General features: G+C 40.1%; 15 protein-coding genes. 7 read left to right on the forward strand and 8 right to left on the reverse strand.

Going from position 1 to position 15,996, the window contains the following annotated elements; translation table 11 throughout:
- Positions 1–60 precede the first annotated feature (60 nt).
- Entirely contained in the window at positions 61–1,002 is a 942-nt protein-coding gene (gene tsf / locus C6N34_RS00980) for a translation elongation factor Ts (protein WP_057177793.1), read from the reverse strand.
- A gap of 133 nt (positions 1,003–1,135) precedes the next feature.
- Positions 1,136–1,927, reverse strand: coding sequence for a 30S ribosomal protein S2 (gene rpsB, locus C6N34_RS00985; protein WP_006275584.1), 792 nt, complete (start codon positions 1,925–1,927; stop codon positions 1,136–1,138).
- A gap of 265 nt (positions 1,928–2,192) precedes the next feature.
- Here rpsB and C6N34_RS00990 point away from each other — a divergent pair, with 265 nt between their 5' ends.
- From C6N34_RS00990 to C6N34_RS01000, 3 genes are read left to right on the forward strand one after another with little or no spacing between them, the layout of a single operon-like run.
- The gene (locus tag C6N34_RS00990) at positions 2,193–2,987 is read left to right on the forward strand and encodes a sucrose-phosphate phosphatase (protein WP_115538888.1); all 795 of its coding nucleotides are present in this window, start codon (positions 2,193–2,195) and stop codon (positions 2,985–2,987) included.
- Positions 2,988–3,042: 55 nt separating this feature from the next.
- On the forward strand, positions 3,043–7,326 hold the full coding sequence (locus C6N34_RS00995; RefSeq protein WP_115538887.1) for a DEAD/DEAH box helicase: 4,284 nt from the start codon (positions 3,043–3,045) through the stop codon (positions 7,324–7,326).
- A 26-nt stretch (positions 7,327–7,352) separates the two neighbouring features.
- Entirely contained in the window at positions 7,353–7,937 is a 585-nt protein-coding gene (locus tag C6N34_RS01000; RefSeq protein ID WP_057177790.1) for a Uma2 family endonuclease, read from the forward strand.
- Here the strand turns inward: C6N34_RS01000 and C6N34_RS01005 are convergent.
- The gene (locus C6N34_RS01005) at positions 7,934–8,872 is read right to left on the reverse strand and encodes a glycosyltransferase family 2 protein (protein ID WP_057177789.1); all 939 of its coding nucleotides are present in this window, start codon (positions 8,870–8,872) and stop codon (positions 7,934–7,936) included. The two genes, C6N34_RS01000 and C6N34_RS01005, sit on opposite strands and share 4 nt — an antisense overlap.
- Positions 8,873–9,016: 144 nt before the next feature.
- Between C6N34_RS01005 and C6N34_RS01010 the strand changes: the two genes are divergently transcribed.
- Positions 9,017–10,219, forward strand: coding sequence for an argininosuccinate synthase (locus tag C6N34_RS01010; protein ID WP_115538886.1), 1,203 nt, complete (start codon positions 9,017–9,019; stop codon positions 10,217–10,219).
- A 49-nt stretch (positions 10,220–10,268) separates the two neighbouring features.
- On the opposite strand, the gene C6N34_RS01015 is transcribed toward C6N34_RS01010, so the two are convergent.
- Positions 10,269–10,895 (reverse strand): DedA family protein, encoded by a 627-nt coding sequence (locus C6N34_RS01015; RefSeq protein WP_057177787.1) that lies wholly within the window; start codon positions 10,893–10,895, stop codon positions 10,269–10,271.
- Between the two features lie 307 nt (positions 10,896–11,202).
- Here C6N34_RS01015 and C6N34_RS01020 point away from each other — a divergent pair, with 307 nt between their 5' ends.
- On the forward strand, positions 11,203–11,550 hold the full coding sequence (locus C6N34_RS01020; protein ID WP_057177832.1) for an STAS domain-containing protein: 348 nt from the start codon (positions 11,203–11,205) through the stop codon (positions 11,548–11,550).
- Positions 11,551–11,698: 148 nt separating this feature from the next.
- Here C6N34_RS01020 and C6N34_RS01025 read toward each other — a convergent pair whose 3' ends face one another.
- Both C6N34_RS01025 and rpsF read right to left on the reverse strand, forming a co-directional pair.
- Entirely contained in the window at positions 11,699–12,214 is a 516-nt protein-coding gene (locus C6N34_RS01025) for an Npun_F5560 family protein (protein WP_115538885.1), read from the reverse strand.
- Between the two features lie 116 nt (positions 12,215–12,330).
- Positions 12,331–12,657 carry a 30S ribosomal protein S6 gene (gene rpsF, locus C6N34_RS01030; protein WP_115538884.1) on the reverse strand — a complete coding sequence of 109 codons (327 nt, stop codon included), beginning with the start codon at positions 12,655–12,657 and terminating at the stop codon, positions 12,331–12,333.
- Between the two features lie 158 nt (positions 12,658–12,815).
- On the opposite strand from rpsF, the gene C6N34_RS01035 reads away from it, so the two are divergent.
- On the forward strand, positions 12,816–13,595 hold the full coding sequence (locus C6N34_RS01035) for a fumarylacetoacetate hydrolase family protein (RefSeq protein ID WP_057177831.1): 780 nt from the start codon (positions 12,816–12,818) through the stop codon (positions 13,593–13,595).
- Between the two features lie 10 nt (positions 13,596–13,605).
- Here the strand turns inward: C6N34_RS01035 and C6N34_RS01040 are convergent, their stop codons facing one another.
- Both C6N34_RS01040 and C6N34_RS01045 read right to left on the reverse strand, forming a co-directional pair.
- A complete protein-coding gene (locus C6N34_RS01040) occupies positions 13,606–14,082 on the reverse strand; it encodes a Tic20 family protein (RefSeq protein WP_057177785.1) in 477 nt (158 codons plus the stop codon).
- A gap of 158 nt (positions 14,083–14,240) precedes the next feature.
- Complete coding sequence (locus C6N34_RS01045) at positions 14,241–14,438, reverse strand: hypothetical protein (protein ID WP_115538883.1); 198 nt, start codon at positions 14,436–14,438, stop codon at positions 14,241–14,243.
- 162 nt (positions 14,439–14,600) lie between these two features.
- On the opposite strand from C6N34_RS01045, the gene glyA reads away from it, so the two are divergent.
- A complete protein-coding gene (glyA, locus tag C6N34_RS01050) occupies positions 14,601–15,884 on the forward strand; it encodes a serine hydroxymethyltransferase (RefSeq protein ID WP_006275597.1) in 1,284 nt (427 codons plus the stop codon).
- Positions 15,885–15,996 lie beyond the last annotated feature (112 nt).

A 15,996-nucleotide genomic window follows, 5' to 3' on the forward strand; every position in this document is an offset into this window, starting at 1 on the left:
ATAAATTTGAGCCACCCCCCGGATCAATCCGGGAGGTTTCAATCTATCCTAACAACCAACTCACTTAGCGCCAATTTGAGCAGCTACTTCTTCCGCAAAGTTGCTTTCTTGCTTTTCAATGCCTTCACCTAAGATATAACGCACAAACTGATGTACTTTAATTGGCTCTGACACTTTTGATTCCACTTGCTTGATTAGTTCCGCCACGGAAATATTTTGATCCCGGATATAAGGCTGATCTAACAAGGTCATTTCTTTCAGACGTTTGTCAATTCTTCCTTGGACAATCTTTTCTTTAATGTTGGCTGGTTTATTGCCTAGATCTTCCTTACCCATTTCAATCTCTTTTTCCTTTTCGACAACCTGGTCAGGAATTTTATCCACACTTACATATTCAACATTGGGACAAGCTGCTACCTGCATGGCAGTATTCTTAGCCAGGCTTTGCAATTCTTCGTTTTTTGCAGCGGTTTCTGTGTCAACACCAATGGAAACTAACACACCTACTCTACCACCAGTGTGAATATATCCATCTATTGCTCCCGGTGCACCTTCCAAAGAAAAATTCACAAAACGACGCACCTGAATATTTTCACCCAAGGTAGCAATGGTTTCCTTTATATACTCATCTACCGTCACATCGGTCTTTTCAATGTACGGTTGGTCCAGCAAAGAGGCCACATTGTCAGCATTTACCGCCTGTTTAGCTAAATTCTTAACTAATAACTTAAAAGCGTCATTCCTAGCTACAAAATCTGTTTGGCAGTTAACTTCTATTATCACTCCCCCACTCTTATCCGGTGTAGTGTAGATGTCTACTAACCCTTCTGCAGTCACGCGATCGCTTTTCTTCCCTGCTGAAGCAATACCTTTTTTCCTTAGCCAATCTATAGCTTCGTCTATATTGCCCTGAGTTTCATTTAGAGCTTTTTTACAGTCCATCATGCCTGCACCAGTTTTCTGGCGTAGATCTTGCACGAGTTTTGCTGATATTTCTGCCATGTTTCCTCAATTTTGTTGCGATTGAATACTTAGTTAATTACGTTGTTAATTGTCACGACAAGAGTTACCAGGTTGATAAATTTTGGGATTATGGGATCAAGTGATCTACCTGATCCCAAACTCTCAATTTTTATTATTCTTCATCATCGTCATCTGAGAAAGAGTCTACAAACTCCGATTCATCGTATTCGTAATCTTCCTCAGCACTTTCGTACTCTTCATAATCAGATTCTACTTCTAGTTGACCATGACGACCTTCATAAATGGCATCTGCCAATTTGCCTACAATCAGCTTAATAGAGCGAATAGCATCATCATTGGCTGGAATAGGAATATCTACGGTATCTGGATCACAATTGGTATCCAGCATGGAAACAATGGGAATACTCAGTTTTTGACATTCCTGAACAGCATTATACTCCCGTCGTTGGTCAACAATTATCACCACGTCGGGTACTTTTCGCATGTTCTTAATGCCACCCAGGTATTTTTGTAACTTAGACATTTCTCGCCTCAGCATTGATGCTTCTTTCTTTGGCAATAAATCTAAGGCACCATTTTCTTCTCGTCGTTCTAAATCTTTTAGACGGTCTGCTCTGGTTTTAATCGTTGCCCAGTTGGTGAGCATTCCACCTAACCAACGCTGGTTAATATAGTGAGAACCACAACGGTTAGCTTCTTGGGCAATAATCCCTGCTGCTTGTCTTTTTGTGCCTACAAACAGGAACTTTTTTCCTTGCTCTGCTTGACTTCGCATATAATTGTATGCATCATCCATCAACTGTGCTGTTTGCACTAAGTCAATGATATGTACTCCATTGCGAGCAGTGTATATGTAGGGAGACATTTTGGGGTTCCAACGTCTGGTTTGATGACCAAAGTGAACTCCTGACTCCATCATTTGAGCCAAAGAAACTACGGGCATATTTAATCACTCCTATTCGGGTTAAACCTCCATCCAGGCGTATTTCTACAGCGGAAACACCCGAATCCCTGGATGTGCGGAATTTAATGAACTAATCTAGGATAGCAGAATCTTGGCCAATTGTGCCACTCCTGGCGGGGAATTCCAACAATTTTCATTTTTAAAAATAGGATACCTAGAAGAATTCTTCCCACTTCCCAAAAATATGACGGAAATTATGATACTATCTTGAGCGGATAGTGTTTTTACATTAGGGCCTAATAATGTGTGTGCAAAATTCCTATTTGTCAGTGATCTAGACCATACCTTAGTAGGTAATGACCTAGCTATGGTAAAGCTTTTGGACGATTTACAACTCCATCGCAGTCAACATGGTACAAAAATTGTCTACTCCACAGGGCGATCGCTTCACTTGTATCAAGAACTCCAAGAATCTCAAAAAAGGAAACAAAGGGAATTAATCAAACCGGACATTTTGGTTTGTGCAGTGGGTACAGAAATATACCACTGTAATAGTAAGGAGGAACTAGTTCTAGACCAGGAGTGGTCTAAGCATCTGTCTTATAATTGGGACAGGGAATTGGTAGCCACAACAGCAGCCAATTTTCCCAGCTTAAAACCCCAACCAGAAAGCGAACAGAGACCGTTTAAGGTCAGCTATTTTGTCCGAGAAGAAAAAGCTGTGCAAATTGCCTTAGAGTTAGAAAACTTGTTAGTCAAAGAAGCCAAAGTAGAAATTCAAATTATTTGTAGTCATAGTGACCATAAAGAATACAATAGAAATCTAGACATTTTACCAAGTTCAGCAAACAAAGGTATGGCTATGACCTTTGTGCGAGAAAAGTTGGCAATAGATGTAGAAAAAACCGTTGCCTGTGGTGATTCTGGTAATGATATTGCCCTGTTTGATAACAGGCAAGAAAAAGGCATTATTGTTGGCAATGCCCAACGGGAATTACTAGATTGGCATCATAATAATCCCAACCCCAACCGTTACTTGGCAAAAACTAATTTTGCCGATGGTATTGCTGAGGGTTTACGGTATTTTAGTCTGCTTTAGTCCTTGTCAAATTTTGCAGCTCTACCCCAATAAATCCAATAACATCTAAACTAATATGACCGATCACAGATCTTCAACAAAAAACAAACAAGCCGATCTTCTTGAAACCTACCTAAAGTTGTCTCCTGCTTATCAGAACATCCTGCAAGTATTATCCATAATTTATGAAAAAATAGACAAAAGTTCTATTTTACCCTGTTTGGTTAGTGCTAGTTTATCCGACGAGAGAAATGTTCCATGGAATACTAGATCTCTCAATCGCCAGATTGATAGCTTAGCACAGCAGGATCTCGTGGTGCAAGGACCCAAAGGTATTGTTGAATGCCATCCTCTGATTAAAGAAGGTGTGATTCGTCATGCCATAGAAACGGAAATTTTTGAAATATTGGTTACAGCTATAGAGGAGAAACTACCAATTCGTAACGCCTATATAAAGGGTAGGAGAAATTTTACCAACTTGCACCAGTGTGTTAGAGAAATTCGTATTGGTATCTATCGTGGGGACACGGATTTTGTCTATAAACAAATTGATGACTATCATCATCTAAAAGGTGAATACGAATCTACAAAAAAACTGATTAGTTATGTATCAGAGGAAGTGTGCAACAATCCTTTTGATCCCACGTGGTTTGTTAAGTTACCACCAGAACTATATGAGATCTTCATGACCAATATTCTGTTTAATTCAGTACTAAATTTATCTAATTGTCAAGAGGTTTTTTCTCTCTTAGAAGAGGAGTGTGAGAATTCGGGTAAACACTCCTCGAATCATACCTATTCAATACTAATAGAGCAATTTTTGCTCAGGGCTTGTACAGAAGAAGCAGAAGAAAGTTTAAAAGATATGACGGATATTTCCATTGGTCAGAAAAATGGTTTTTGGGGTTGGTTAAGTTTCCTGCAAGGAAAAAATGATCAAGCCATCCAATACTATTCCGATGGATTGGAAACTCAACGGAAAATGATTGGCAAACGCCAAGTATATTTCAATTCCATAACGGGATTATTCTTTATTCTAGCCCTGCTAAAGGAGGGTTCACCAAAATCTCTGAGCAAAGCAGAGGAGTATGCAAATCTACTGAGTCAGTCAAGTAATTTTCTGAGTTTAATTTATAAAAACCTAACCGTCGTACTGCAAGTTCATCAAGGCAATATCAATGCCAAAAAAACCTTACTCCAAGAAGCAAATTTTGCATCCCTGAAGGGAAAAAACAGTTTAGAGTTACTATTCTACTCACTATGTATCTACTGGCTAGATATTGAAGTTGCCAGAAAGCTTCTACCCAAGGTATTACAAAAATTATACAGCAGTGCTGTCTTTGCTGGTTATCACTGGTTAGCCATAGAAGCGGCAAATTTGTTAGCTCGAATTGACCCTAATAGTAATTACCAAATAAGAGCACAAACTCTACAGGAATACACCAATATTCAAACCATAGTAGATATATTACAACCCCAGGAAGAATGGGAGATTCGCCTACAAGCTTTGGCTGGGATGCAAAAAGAATCCCAGACTATCAACCAATCGGACACAGGAACCCGTTTAGTCTGGCTAGTAAAATTTGATTCTGGCAAATGTTCTTTACAACCCAAGGAACAGAAAAATAGTGTGAAGGGAGAATGGAGTAAAGGTCGTCAAATCGCCTTGAAACGGTTGAGTACAAACTTATCAGAGCTAAACTACATCACGCTCCAAGATGTAAAAGTCTGTAGCTGTATTGAAGCCTCTAATTATAGAATTTCCTACAATAAACCTGAGTATCAGTTCAACGAAAGGGCAATTTTAGCTTTAATTGGACATCCCCTAGTATTTTGGGAAGATGCTCCTAATATTCGGGTAGAAATAGTAAAAGGAGAGATGGAATTTTTAGTAAAAAAAGATGATCAAGATCATTTAACCATAGAATTATCACCCAAAATAACAACTGACAATATTACTTGTATCAAGGAAACTCCCACCCGCATTAAAGTCATTGAAATTACACCCGAACATAGGCGCATGGGAGAGATTTTGGGTTATGAAAATAAGTTGACTGTTCCTAGAATGGCGGAGAAAAAGATTTTGGCAGCTATCAATGCTGTTTCTGGGATTGTCACTGTTCATTCTGATATTGGTGAGAATGTGGAGGGTATAGAAGAATTACCCGCTCAAACCCTACCATACGTTCATTTATTACCCACTAATACGGGTTTAAAGGTTAGCCTGCTATCACATCCCTTTACTGAAGGTGGACCATACTTTCATCCGGGTATTGGTGGAGAGAGGGTAATTGCTGAAATAGGTGGCAAACGTTTACAAACCAGACGTAATTTATCTCAAGAAAAGGAACTGTCCCAACATGTTATTCACAACTGTCCTACTTTAATAAGTGTTAACGAACAAGGGAGTGAATGGGTAATAGAAGACCCAGATAACTGTTTGGAACTGCTACTGGAATTACAAGCATTAAAGGATAAGATAGTTGTAGAATGGCCTCAAGGTGAAAAAATGCGTGTTAGCTATCATGCTGACTTGAAAGACTTTAACCTATCCATTGAACGCCAAAAAGATTGGTTTGCTGCAACTGGTGAATTGAAATTGAGCGAAGACCTAGTTTTGGATATGGAGCAACTGTTACAATTACTTGAGAAAACCCCTGGTCGGTTTATTCCCATGGGTGATGGTGAATTTTTAGCGTTAAGTGAAGTATTTCGTAAACAACTAGACGAGCTACAACTTTTTTCAGAAAAACATGGTAAGAAACTGATGTTTCATCCTCTAGCTGCATCTAACCTAGAAGAATTTGTGGATAATGTAGGTAATCTGAAAGCAGATAAACATTGGAAACAGCATATCAGCCGTCTTAAAGAAGTGCAAAGCCTGCAACCAGAACTACCGTCAACATTTCAAGCAGAACTGCGAGACTATCAGATGGAAGGTTTTTGCTGGTTAGCACGATTAGCTCATTGGGGTGTGGGAGCTTGTTTGGCTGACCAAATGGGACTGGGCAAAACGGTACAAGCATTAGCTGTTATTACTAGAAATGCCCACGCTGGACCAACCTTAATTATTGCCCCAACTTCTGTGTGCATGAACTGGGTCGTGGAAGCAAATAAATTTGCCCCTACCCTCAATGTTATTCAGTTTGGTGCCAACACTCGTGTTAGCGATCGCACTTTATCTGACAAAGATTTAGATGGAGAGGAGACACCAGTTATTTCTAGTCGGCAAAAATTATTGGATCAGTTACAACCCTTAGATATGTTGGTATGTAGTTATGGTTTACTGCAACAGGATGATGTGGCTCGAATGCTATCTCAGGTAGAATGGCAAACCATAGTTTTAGATGAAGCTCAAGCTATCAAAAACCTCAATACTAAACGTTCCCAAGCTGCAATGGGTCTGAAAGGTAATTTTAAGTTAATTACTACTGGAACGCCCATTGAGAACCATTTGGGTGAATTATGGAATTTGTTCCGCTTTATTAATCCTGGGTTATTGGGTTCTTTTGATAGCTTTAATCAGCGGTTTTCTACACCAATTGAAAAACATCAGGACAAACAAGCCAGAAATAAACTGAAAAAACTGATTCAGCCATTTTTGCTGCGGCGGACAAAAAGTCAAGTGTTGCAAGAGTTACCTTCTCGTACGGAAATTCTCCTTCATGTAGAATTGAGTCGGGAGGAAAAGGTGTTCTATGAAGCTTTACGTCGTCAAGCCATTTCTAAACTGAATGAAAGTGATGCAGATCCGGGTAAAAAGCATTTGCAGGTTCTGGCAGAAATTATGAGACTACGTCGCGCTTGCTGTAATCCCAGTTTGGTTATGCCTAATACTGATTTATCTAGTTCTAAATTACAGCTGCTAGGTGAGGTGCTGGCGGAACTGCTGGAAAATCATCATAAAGCATTAGTATTTAGTCAGTTTGTAGATCATTTGCACATCATCCGTAATTATCTGGAGAGCAAAAGTATTAAATATCAATATTTAGATGGTAGTACGCCTATGGCGGAAAGGAAAAGAAGTGTGGACAGTTTTCAAGCTGGAGATGGGGATATATTTCTCATTAGCTTGAAAGCAGGAGGTACAGGATTAAATTTGACAGCTGCTGATTATGTAATTCACACAGATCCCTGGTGGAATCCAGCTGTTGAAGATCAGGCTTCTGACCGCGCCCACCGGATTGGACAGCAACGCCCTGTTACTATTTATAGGCTAGTAGCAAAGGATACTATTGAAGATAAAATTGTAGAACTACACCATCATAAGCGAGATTTGGCGGATACTTTATTGGAGGGTACTGATATGAGTGGTAAGATTTCCATGGAGGCTCTATTACAATTGATTAATGATAGTTAAGTAATCCTTTTTATTAGCCAAAACAGATGATTGTAGCCAAGGACCAAACCCCTTACCTGACTCCAGAGGAGTATTTCACCTGGGAGTCCACCCAACCGGAAAAATACGAATATATCGATGGTCAAGTTTATGCCATGGGTGGTGGTAGTATCAATCACGGTCGGATCTCTATACGCTTTACTTCTATGCTAGACAGTTACCTAGAAGACACCGGGTGTATTACTGGCAATTCCGATATCAAAGTGAATATTTTGGGTAGTAATAACTATACTTACCCAGATATCAGTGTTACCTGTGATGATAGAGATAAAGCTAATACTCAATATATTACCTACCCCTGTCTTATTATTGAAGTTTTATCCCCCAGTACGGAAGCATACGATAGGGGTGGCAAGTTCCGAATGTACCGCAAAAACCCAGCTTTGATAGATTATCTTCTAGTTAGTTCTACTAGTATGGAAGTTGATCTTTATCACAAAAATGACAGAGGTGACTGGTTGATTATTAACTACAAACCGGGGGAAGTTATTGAACTGCAAAGTATTAACTTCAATTTTCCTATTGACCAGGTCTACCGGGGTTTAGATTTGACTAAACAATGTTATTTCTAAATAGCTCTCTTAAAGATATCATTGTAGGCTTGATAAACACCTTTAACGTTGTACCAGTTAAGAAAGATTCTGGCTATTTCTAAAGCAAGCTGTGGTTTACCTAAATTAATTAACCACTGCAACAGGGGAGCCATTGTCTTTTCGTTTAATAGCCCGTTCAAGGATAGTATTCCCCATAGCAATCGGTGAAAGAACGTCATTTGAATCATCATTTTCACTTCCCAAGTGGGATGTTTCTGATAAAACAAAACCCCCATTTTTCCCCTTTGAATTTCCTTGTCAATTAAATTGTGAATTTGTTGCAAACTAAAGGGTGGGTGCCAATGATAACCTACTGCTTGGGGACATTTGATTAGTTGTAAACCCAGTTTTTTTAACCTCACACCTAATTCTAAATCCTCCCAACCATATAACTGGAAACCTGTGTCAAACAAACCTGCTTTCTCTAACCAGTGTTTGGGAATTGCTACATTACCCGTGGCAAAAAAAGCTGCGGAAAAATCTGTGATTTTATAGGGTTCGGCGGTGGGATCCTCAAAATTACAAGTGTTAATTACCGCACCATAGGTAAATAGGCGATCGCCGCCCAGTCTTTTTTTCCCCTGAGTTAAAGCATCACTATGAGCCTCTAAGAAGTTCTCTAGAACTACTAAATCGCTGTCAATAAAAATAATTGTATCCCCCATGGAATTTTGCACTCCTAAGTTTCGTGCTGCTGCTGGACCTGCATGATCCTGTTGAAAGCAGCGAACATGGGGAAATAGATCTTGATGTTTTGCTAACCAGTCCAAAGTGCCATCGGTGGATCCATCATCCACCAAAACTACTTCGTAACCTGTGACTTGACTGGTGTAACTCTGGTTTTCTAAAGCGGTAAGACACTTTTGTAAAATCGGTAGTCGGTTGTAAGTGGGAATAATAACACTAAAGAACACTATTTCACCTAGAATGTGATTTTAATGGCAACCAAAGTCAGGGTTTGTTGATGGACAATAAACGCTCTAATTATAGTAAATTGTATACTAAAATAGCAATGTTTTAAGAATCATCAATCAATGTTGTTCTAACTGGAGAAATTAATGGGTCGCGCCAAAAAGGTTGTTTTAGCATACTCCGGTGGGGTAGACACCTCCGTTTGTATCCCCTACCTGCAACACGAGTGGGGAGTGGAAGAAGTTATTACCCTAGCAGCAGATTTAGGTCAGGGAGACGAATTAGAGCCAGTCAAAGAAAAGGCCTTAAAATCCGGTGCCAGTGAATCCTTGGTAGCAGATGTTAAAGAAAGTTTTGTCCAAGACTACGCATTTCCCGCGATTCAAGCTAATGCTCTCTATGAAAATCGCTATCCTCTGGGAACAGCTCTCGCTAGACCATTAATTGCTAAGGTACTAGTAGAAACTGCCCAAAACTATGGTGCAGATGCGATCGCTCATGGTTGTACTGGCAAAGGTAATGATCAAGTTCGCTTTGATGTTTCCTGCACTGCACTGAACCCCAAGTTAAAGATTCTGGCACCTGCTAGAGAATGGGGAATGAGTAGGGAACAAACCATTGCCTACGGTGAAAAATTCGGTATTCCAGCACCTGTGAAAAAATCCTCCCCCTATAGTATTGACAAAAATCTACTGGGTCGGAGTATAGAAGCTGGTATATTAGAAGACCCGGCTAATGAACCGCCCGAGGAAATTTATGAAATGACTAAAGCCGTAGCTGATGCTCCCAATGAACCGGAATATCTGGAAATTGGCTTTGAAAAGGGCATTCCCGTTGCTATTAATGGAACTGTCAAAACACCAGTACAGCTAATTCAAGAAATCAACACCATAGTTGGCAATCATGGTATTGGACGTATTGATATGATTGAAAATAGACTGGTGGGAATTAAATCGCGGGAAATTTATGAATCACCAGCTATGGTGGTATTAATCAATGCTCATCGAGATTTAGAAAGTCTGACTCTGACTGCTGATGTGACACAGTACAAGCGTGGTCTTGAAGAAACTTATACTAAGCTCGTATATAATGGACTTTGGTATAGTCCATTAAAAAATGCTATAGATGCTTTTATACAGCAAACACAAATCCGAGTTTCTGGAGTAGTACGTCTAAAACTGTTTAAGGGCAATGCTACTATAGTGGGACGTTGGAGTGAAAATACTCTGTATACACCAGATTTAGCAACTTACGGCGCGGAGGATCAATTTGATCACAAAGCTGCGGAAGGATTCATTTATGTTTGGGGTTTACCAACCCGAATTTGGGCCCAATACAATAGGGATTAGTAAATAGGACAGCAGGTGATAGAGATATAATCTCCCATCACCTTGTTGCCTACTCGCCTAAATGTTTAACTTGACGTGACTCCCACCAAATGGGGAGTACAATCACTAAAACCAGTATCAGTAAAGCCAATAGGGCAAACTGACTCACCCAAGCCACCAACTGTTCTAAAGAAACTATTTTCCCAGCAAAAAATGCTAGGGTGACCATTATACTGGCCCAAGCGGAAGCACCAGCTAAGTTATATACTAAAAATTTGCCAAATGGCATTTCCGCAATACCAGCTAAGGGGGAAGCGAAAATCCTCAATAAGGCAAAAAATCTACCAAAAAACACGGTTTTACCAGCATTTTCACTAAATTGATCTTTAATACTAACTAGTCGCTCTTCAGATATACGAAATATCTTTCCCGCTTTTACTAGTAATGACCAACCACCAAGCCTACCAATCCAATAACCACAGATACCGCCAATTACAGCACCTGTAACAGCATCACCCAAAACTAGCCAGTAATTAAGCTCATCACTACCGGCTAAGAAACCTCCGACCAAGGTTAGGGTTTCACCAGGTAGAGGAATGCCCAAATTTTCTAGCAAAATCCCCACGAAAACCGCCCAGTAACCGTAGGTTTGGGCAAATTCTTGGATTTTTTCCAGTGAAAATAATTCCAAAGACATTCAACACCACCAACTTTATACAATTCCATATTTTAGAATACTTTTTAATTGATGTTCAAATTTTTGCACGGTCTGCCAATTTTATAATTGTTAAGTTTGCTACTGAAATTTGGCAATTTTTATGCCTATACTATGAGAAATTAAGTTTGAAATCAAAATTTATACCTGATCGGATTCATTTTTGATTTGGATGTTATAACCCTTAGAAAACAGTGTAAATACTGTTGATCAGGAGTTGTAATTGATGTATAATAGAGTGTCTCTAGTGAACATTTCAACTCTCCCGTTCAATTATCCAGTTAAAATCATGACTCTTACACAAGAACGCCAAGTGATTTTGTTCCAACCTCAAGGAAGCATTAACTTACAAGTTGGTACTGACCTAAGTGAAAAGATGGCTAAAATTACCCCCCAGCCAGATCAGCTATGGGTTATGGATTTAGCTAAGGTTGATTTTATGGATAGCTCGGGTTTAGTTCCCCTGGTTCAAGCACTGAAAACGGTGCGTGAAAGCGGTTGCCGTTTGGTGATTTGCAATGTACAAGCTCCCGTTAGGCTAGTATTAGAACTAACTCACCTAGATTCTGTGTTTGAGATAGTTAACAATTACCATATACCCGATTCTACTCCTAGTTTAGTTTCTACTACATTCTAGGATATATTATAATCATCCAAAGTTTAATTGAGCACAACCTATAGCTCTATCCAGTTACCACGGAGCTAGTCCATGACGCGTACTATACTGTAGGCGTTATGGACTGTGTCTATGAAAATTTAAAAACAATTTAAGGTTTTGCACAACCCTAGGGGAAATTTGGTAAGTCTATGCCACTATGGGTTGAATTTCGGCTTTTTAGAGCAAGTCTGTAACTAACGCTTTGTAATTCTGCTTGGAGTTGTCCATTTTCCTTTTCCAGCATGGCTATTTTTTCCTGCAATGGGTTAATTCTTTCTTCAAATTTTTGACTATAAATTTGTGGTAGCTCCTGTACCACCTGCTCCAACATGCGACTACGATCAGTTAGTTCTTGCACTGACTGTCTTAGCTGGCGAATTTCGGTATCGCGGACAGAAATTTGTTCCTGATAAAATGTTACTTGCTCTTCCATAGCTTGCAGTTGTTGCTGCAGTGCGGTTATTTGTCCCACATTACCCTTTAACTCTTTTTGCTCAGGGATAAAAGTATGATTACCTTTGACCAGTCGAAATAGTTCTTGGGATAACTGCTGCACCAATTGATCTCTCAGTTGCAGGTCTTGACGCAACTGCAACACTTCCGTACCAAGCTCTTGGATGTTGGGATTCTCGGATTCAGTCACGGTGGGTTATGTCTCTATAAGTTGTTTAGGTTGTTAAAATATGTACTTATATTTCTCATTAGGTCAAGGTTGCTCAGGTGAGAGCAACCGAGTTTTAGTACAAGTACTATTGGTGGTTAAGCTGGCACTGCTTCGCTATCGGGCGCTGTAGTTTTAACTTCCTGTTTAACAGTTAGGTAACGGATAACATCTTCATTTAGACGCATACTACGCTCAAAAACAGCAATAGCACCTGTAGGAGCTGTATAGTTAAACTGGACATAGACACCATCACGATGGCGATTTATTTCGTAAGCAAGACGACGCTTGCCACGATTTTGAATCTCCAAATTCTCTGCGCCCTGTTCGTTCAACAGGTTTTGGTATTTAACTATGGCCTGGTCTACCTGGTCGTCTCCCAAATCAGGACGGAGAATGTAGGTTGTTTCGTAAACTGTAGTCATGTATTGTTAGTTCCCTTATGGACAACAAAGGCTGCTGATGTAGGTATGTGTGTAGAGTAACCTGATAGGTTACCAACCATTCCACATCCGAAGCAACAAGGAATTACAATTGTAGCAGTTTTCAGTTCCATTGTCTAACCCAAATTATGGCAGAAATTATGGCACAACGGTACGTGCGAGTTAAAAGTCAGGAAGGAAGGATTTACTACGGGTCACTAGAAATATCCCTGAGTGTGATAGTTTTAGATGGTCCCCCTTGGTTGGAGGGAGAACCGACGGGTTTGATTTTGGAACCGGGTAAATATCAATTACTGGCTCCCTGTTTGCCTTATAAGGTTGTTGCTGTGGGTAAGAATTATGTTGACCACGCAGCTGAAATGGGTGGATCTGTTCCCTGTGAACCCCTAATTTTTTTGAAACCACCCACCACTGTCATTGCTTCGGGGATGGAAATTAAATATCCCCGTCAGTCACAACGGGTAGACTATGAGGGTGAGTTAGCACTGGTTATTGGCGATCGCACTTGTGATTGTTCGCCACAGGAGGCTCAAAGCAAGATTTGGGGTTATACCATTGCTAATGATGTTACTGCTCGCGACTTACAAGGTAAGGACTCTCAATGGACTAGAGCTAAGGGTTTTGACACCTTTTGCCCTCTAGGTCCTTGGATTGTCCGGGAATTAAATCCCGGTGCTAGATTACAAACCTTTCTGAATGACCAGTCTCACCCTGTTCAATCTGCTTCTATTGATCAAATGGTCTTCCCTCCCGATATCTTAGTTTCTTATATTAGTCAAGTTATGACCCTCATACCGGGTGATGTAATCCTGACTGGAACTCCATCCGGTATAGGTCCGTTAAATTTGGGCGATCGCGTGTCCGTAGAAATTGAAGGAATTGGCAGATTAGAAAATATAGTTGTTGCCAGATATAGTTAATAGCCCGGTACTAACGAACTTGAATGTGAACTGCTTCTGAAATAGCTGGTATTTCTGGATAGCGACCATTTAAGGACTGAAATACGGAATAGACAACACAGGCGAATATCCCTAAAAATATGGTATTTTCCAAGATCTGCACTGCAAAATCGCTGCTGGGAAGAGTCCCAAATACTCTTAGTAGTATGGAAGATAAAAATATGATAATGTCTAAGAGGATCGCCTGCATGGCATTAAAGCGAATAAAGTGGTTAATTTTTTCATTTCTGACTACAAAGAAGAACAGGGCAAAAAACACTAGGATTTGACCATACCCGGATGCCTGATAAACCGTAGCAATTGGTAATATTGGTAACAAGACTATTCCCAGGATGGGAAACTGTTGCACTAAAAACCCGCTGAAAGCCAGACTATCAACTAAGGGTAGTAAATAGGGTAAACAGGCAAAGATTCTGTCAGGAATAGTAGTGGATCCGCGCCAAGACATTGTGATTTCTCCCGTGCTGCAATTTTGATAATTATGTTGACTTTGATAATCTTATGCCAACTTATGGTTGTGGCATAATTTCTTTTAGCAATCTTTTAAGATTGGGACATTGGGATATTAAGAATAACAATCCGTACCCCTCGATTGATAAAATCTTATTAAGGAATATTAGCCAGTCTAAAGCCCATTACACATTCATACTGTTCCGATTGGTGTTCTGTACACTTTTTTACAGCTTGACCACAACGTAACCTACCTTCGTGCCAACGGGGTTGACCGCTATTATCAGCAAGTAAGCAAGATTGACAAACTTGCTCCGGGGCAAAGATCTGATCGTCTGTTAAAATGACTAACATTGCCACACGATAGTAAGATTAAAGAAAAGGAAATTTTTTCGCACCCGTTCCTATTGTATACTATAATTGTAATGTATGAAAAAATCTCAGGGTTGTCGCACCCATCCATAGGTGGTGAGGTTTTGGTAGTACGATTAAGGGGTAATTATAAGGATAATTATTGTGAATAAGACCAACTCAGAAATTCTCAAATCTGTTGACCCTACTATTAGTAATTTAATCAACCAAGAACTACAACGGCAAAGAGATCACTTAGAATTGATTGCTAGTGAAAATTTTACCTCCGCAGCTGTTTTGGCTGCGCAGGGTTCTGTACTAACTAACAAATACGCAGAAGGTTTACCTGGTAAAAGATATTATGGTGGTTGTGAATTTGTTGATGAAATTGAACAGGTAGCTATTGACAGAGCTAAAGAACTATTTGGTGCTGCCCATGCTAACGTGCAGCCTCACTCCGGTGCCCAAGCGAACTTTGCTGTATTCCTCACCTTGTTGCAACCGGGAGACACCATTATGGGCATGGATTTGTCCCATGGTGGACACCTAACCCACGGCTCACCAGTTAATGTTTCTGGTAAATGGTTTAAAGTATGTCACTATGGGGTCAGTAAAGAAACAGAACAGTTAGATTATGACCAAATTCGTGACTTAGTAATTAAAGAACGTCCTAAACTGCTCATTTGTGGTTATTCCGCCTATCCTAGAATTATTGACTTTGAAAAATTCCGTAGCATAGCGGATGAGGTAGGAGCATACTTATTGGCAGATATAGCCCACATAGCAGGTTTGGTTGCCACAGGTCATCATCCCAATCCCCTTCCTTACTGTGATGTAGTCACAACCACAACCCATAAAACTCTGCGGGGTCCCAGGGGAGGTTTGATTTTAACCCGGGATGGAGAACTAGGTAAAAAGCTGGATAAGTCGGTTTTCCCTGGCACTCAAGGTGGCCCTCTAGAACATGTGATTGCTGGTAAGGCGGTGGCCTTTGGAGAAGCATTAAAATCCGAGTTCAAAACCTATTCCGGTCAGGTAATTGCTAATGCTCGTGCCCTGGCTAATCAACTACAAAATAGGGGACTAAAATTGGTGTCTAACGGTACAGATAATCATCTTGTACTAGTAGATTTACGGTCTATTGGCATGACAGGTAAAAAGGCAGACCAGTTATTGAGTGGTGTTAATATCACAGCTAATAAAAATACAGTTCCCTTCGACTCAGAGTCACCATTTGTTACCAGTGGTTTGAGACTGGGTTCCCCAGCTATGACCACGAGAGGTCTAAATGTAGTAGACTTTACTGAAATTGCAAACATAATTAGCGATCGCCTGCTTGATCCAGAGTCCCAGATAGTTGGCAGGGATTGTAAACAGCGGGTAGCCGCACTGTGCGATCGCTTTCCTTTATACCCACACTTAGAACTGCCCAGTGCCGCGTTAGTATAGTGATATTAAAGTATCGACAATATTTGGACTAGTTCTAATGAATCCCCGTCTCTTTAGAGCGGGGAGAAGTCAATTTTCTAAGACCTGTGTAAACGGTCAATTAATATCCTTA

The sequence above is a fragment of the Cylindrospermopsis raciborskii Cr2010 genome (assembly GCF_003367075.2).
Classification (GTDB): Bacteria; Cyanobacteriota; Cyanobacteriia; order Cyanobacteriales; family Nostocaceae; genus Raphidiopsis; species Raphidiopsis raciborskii.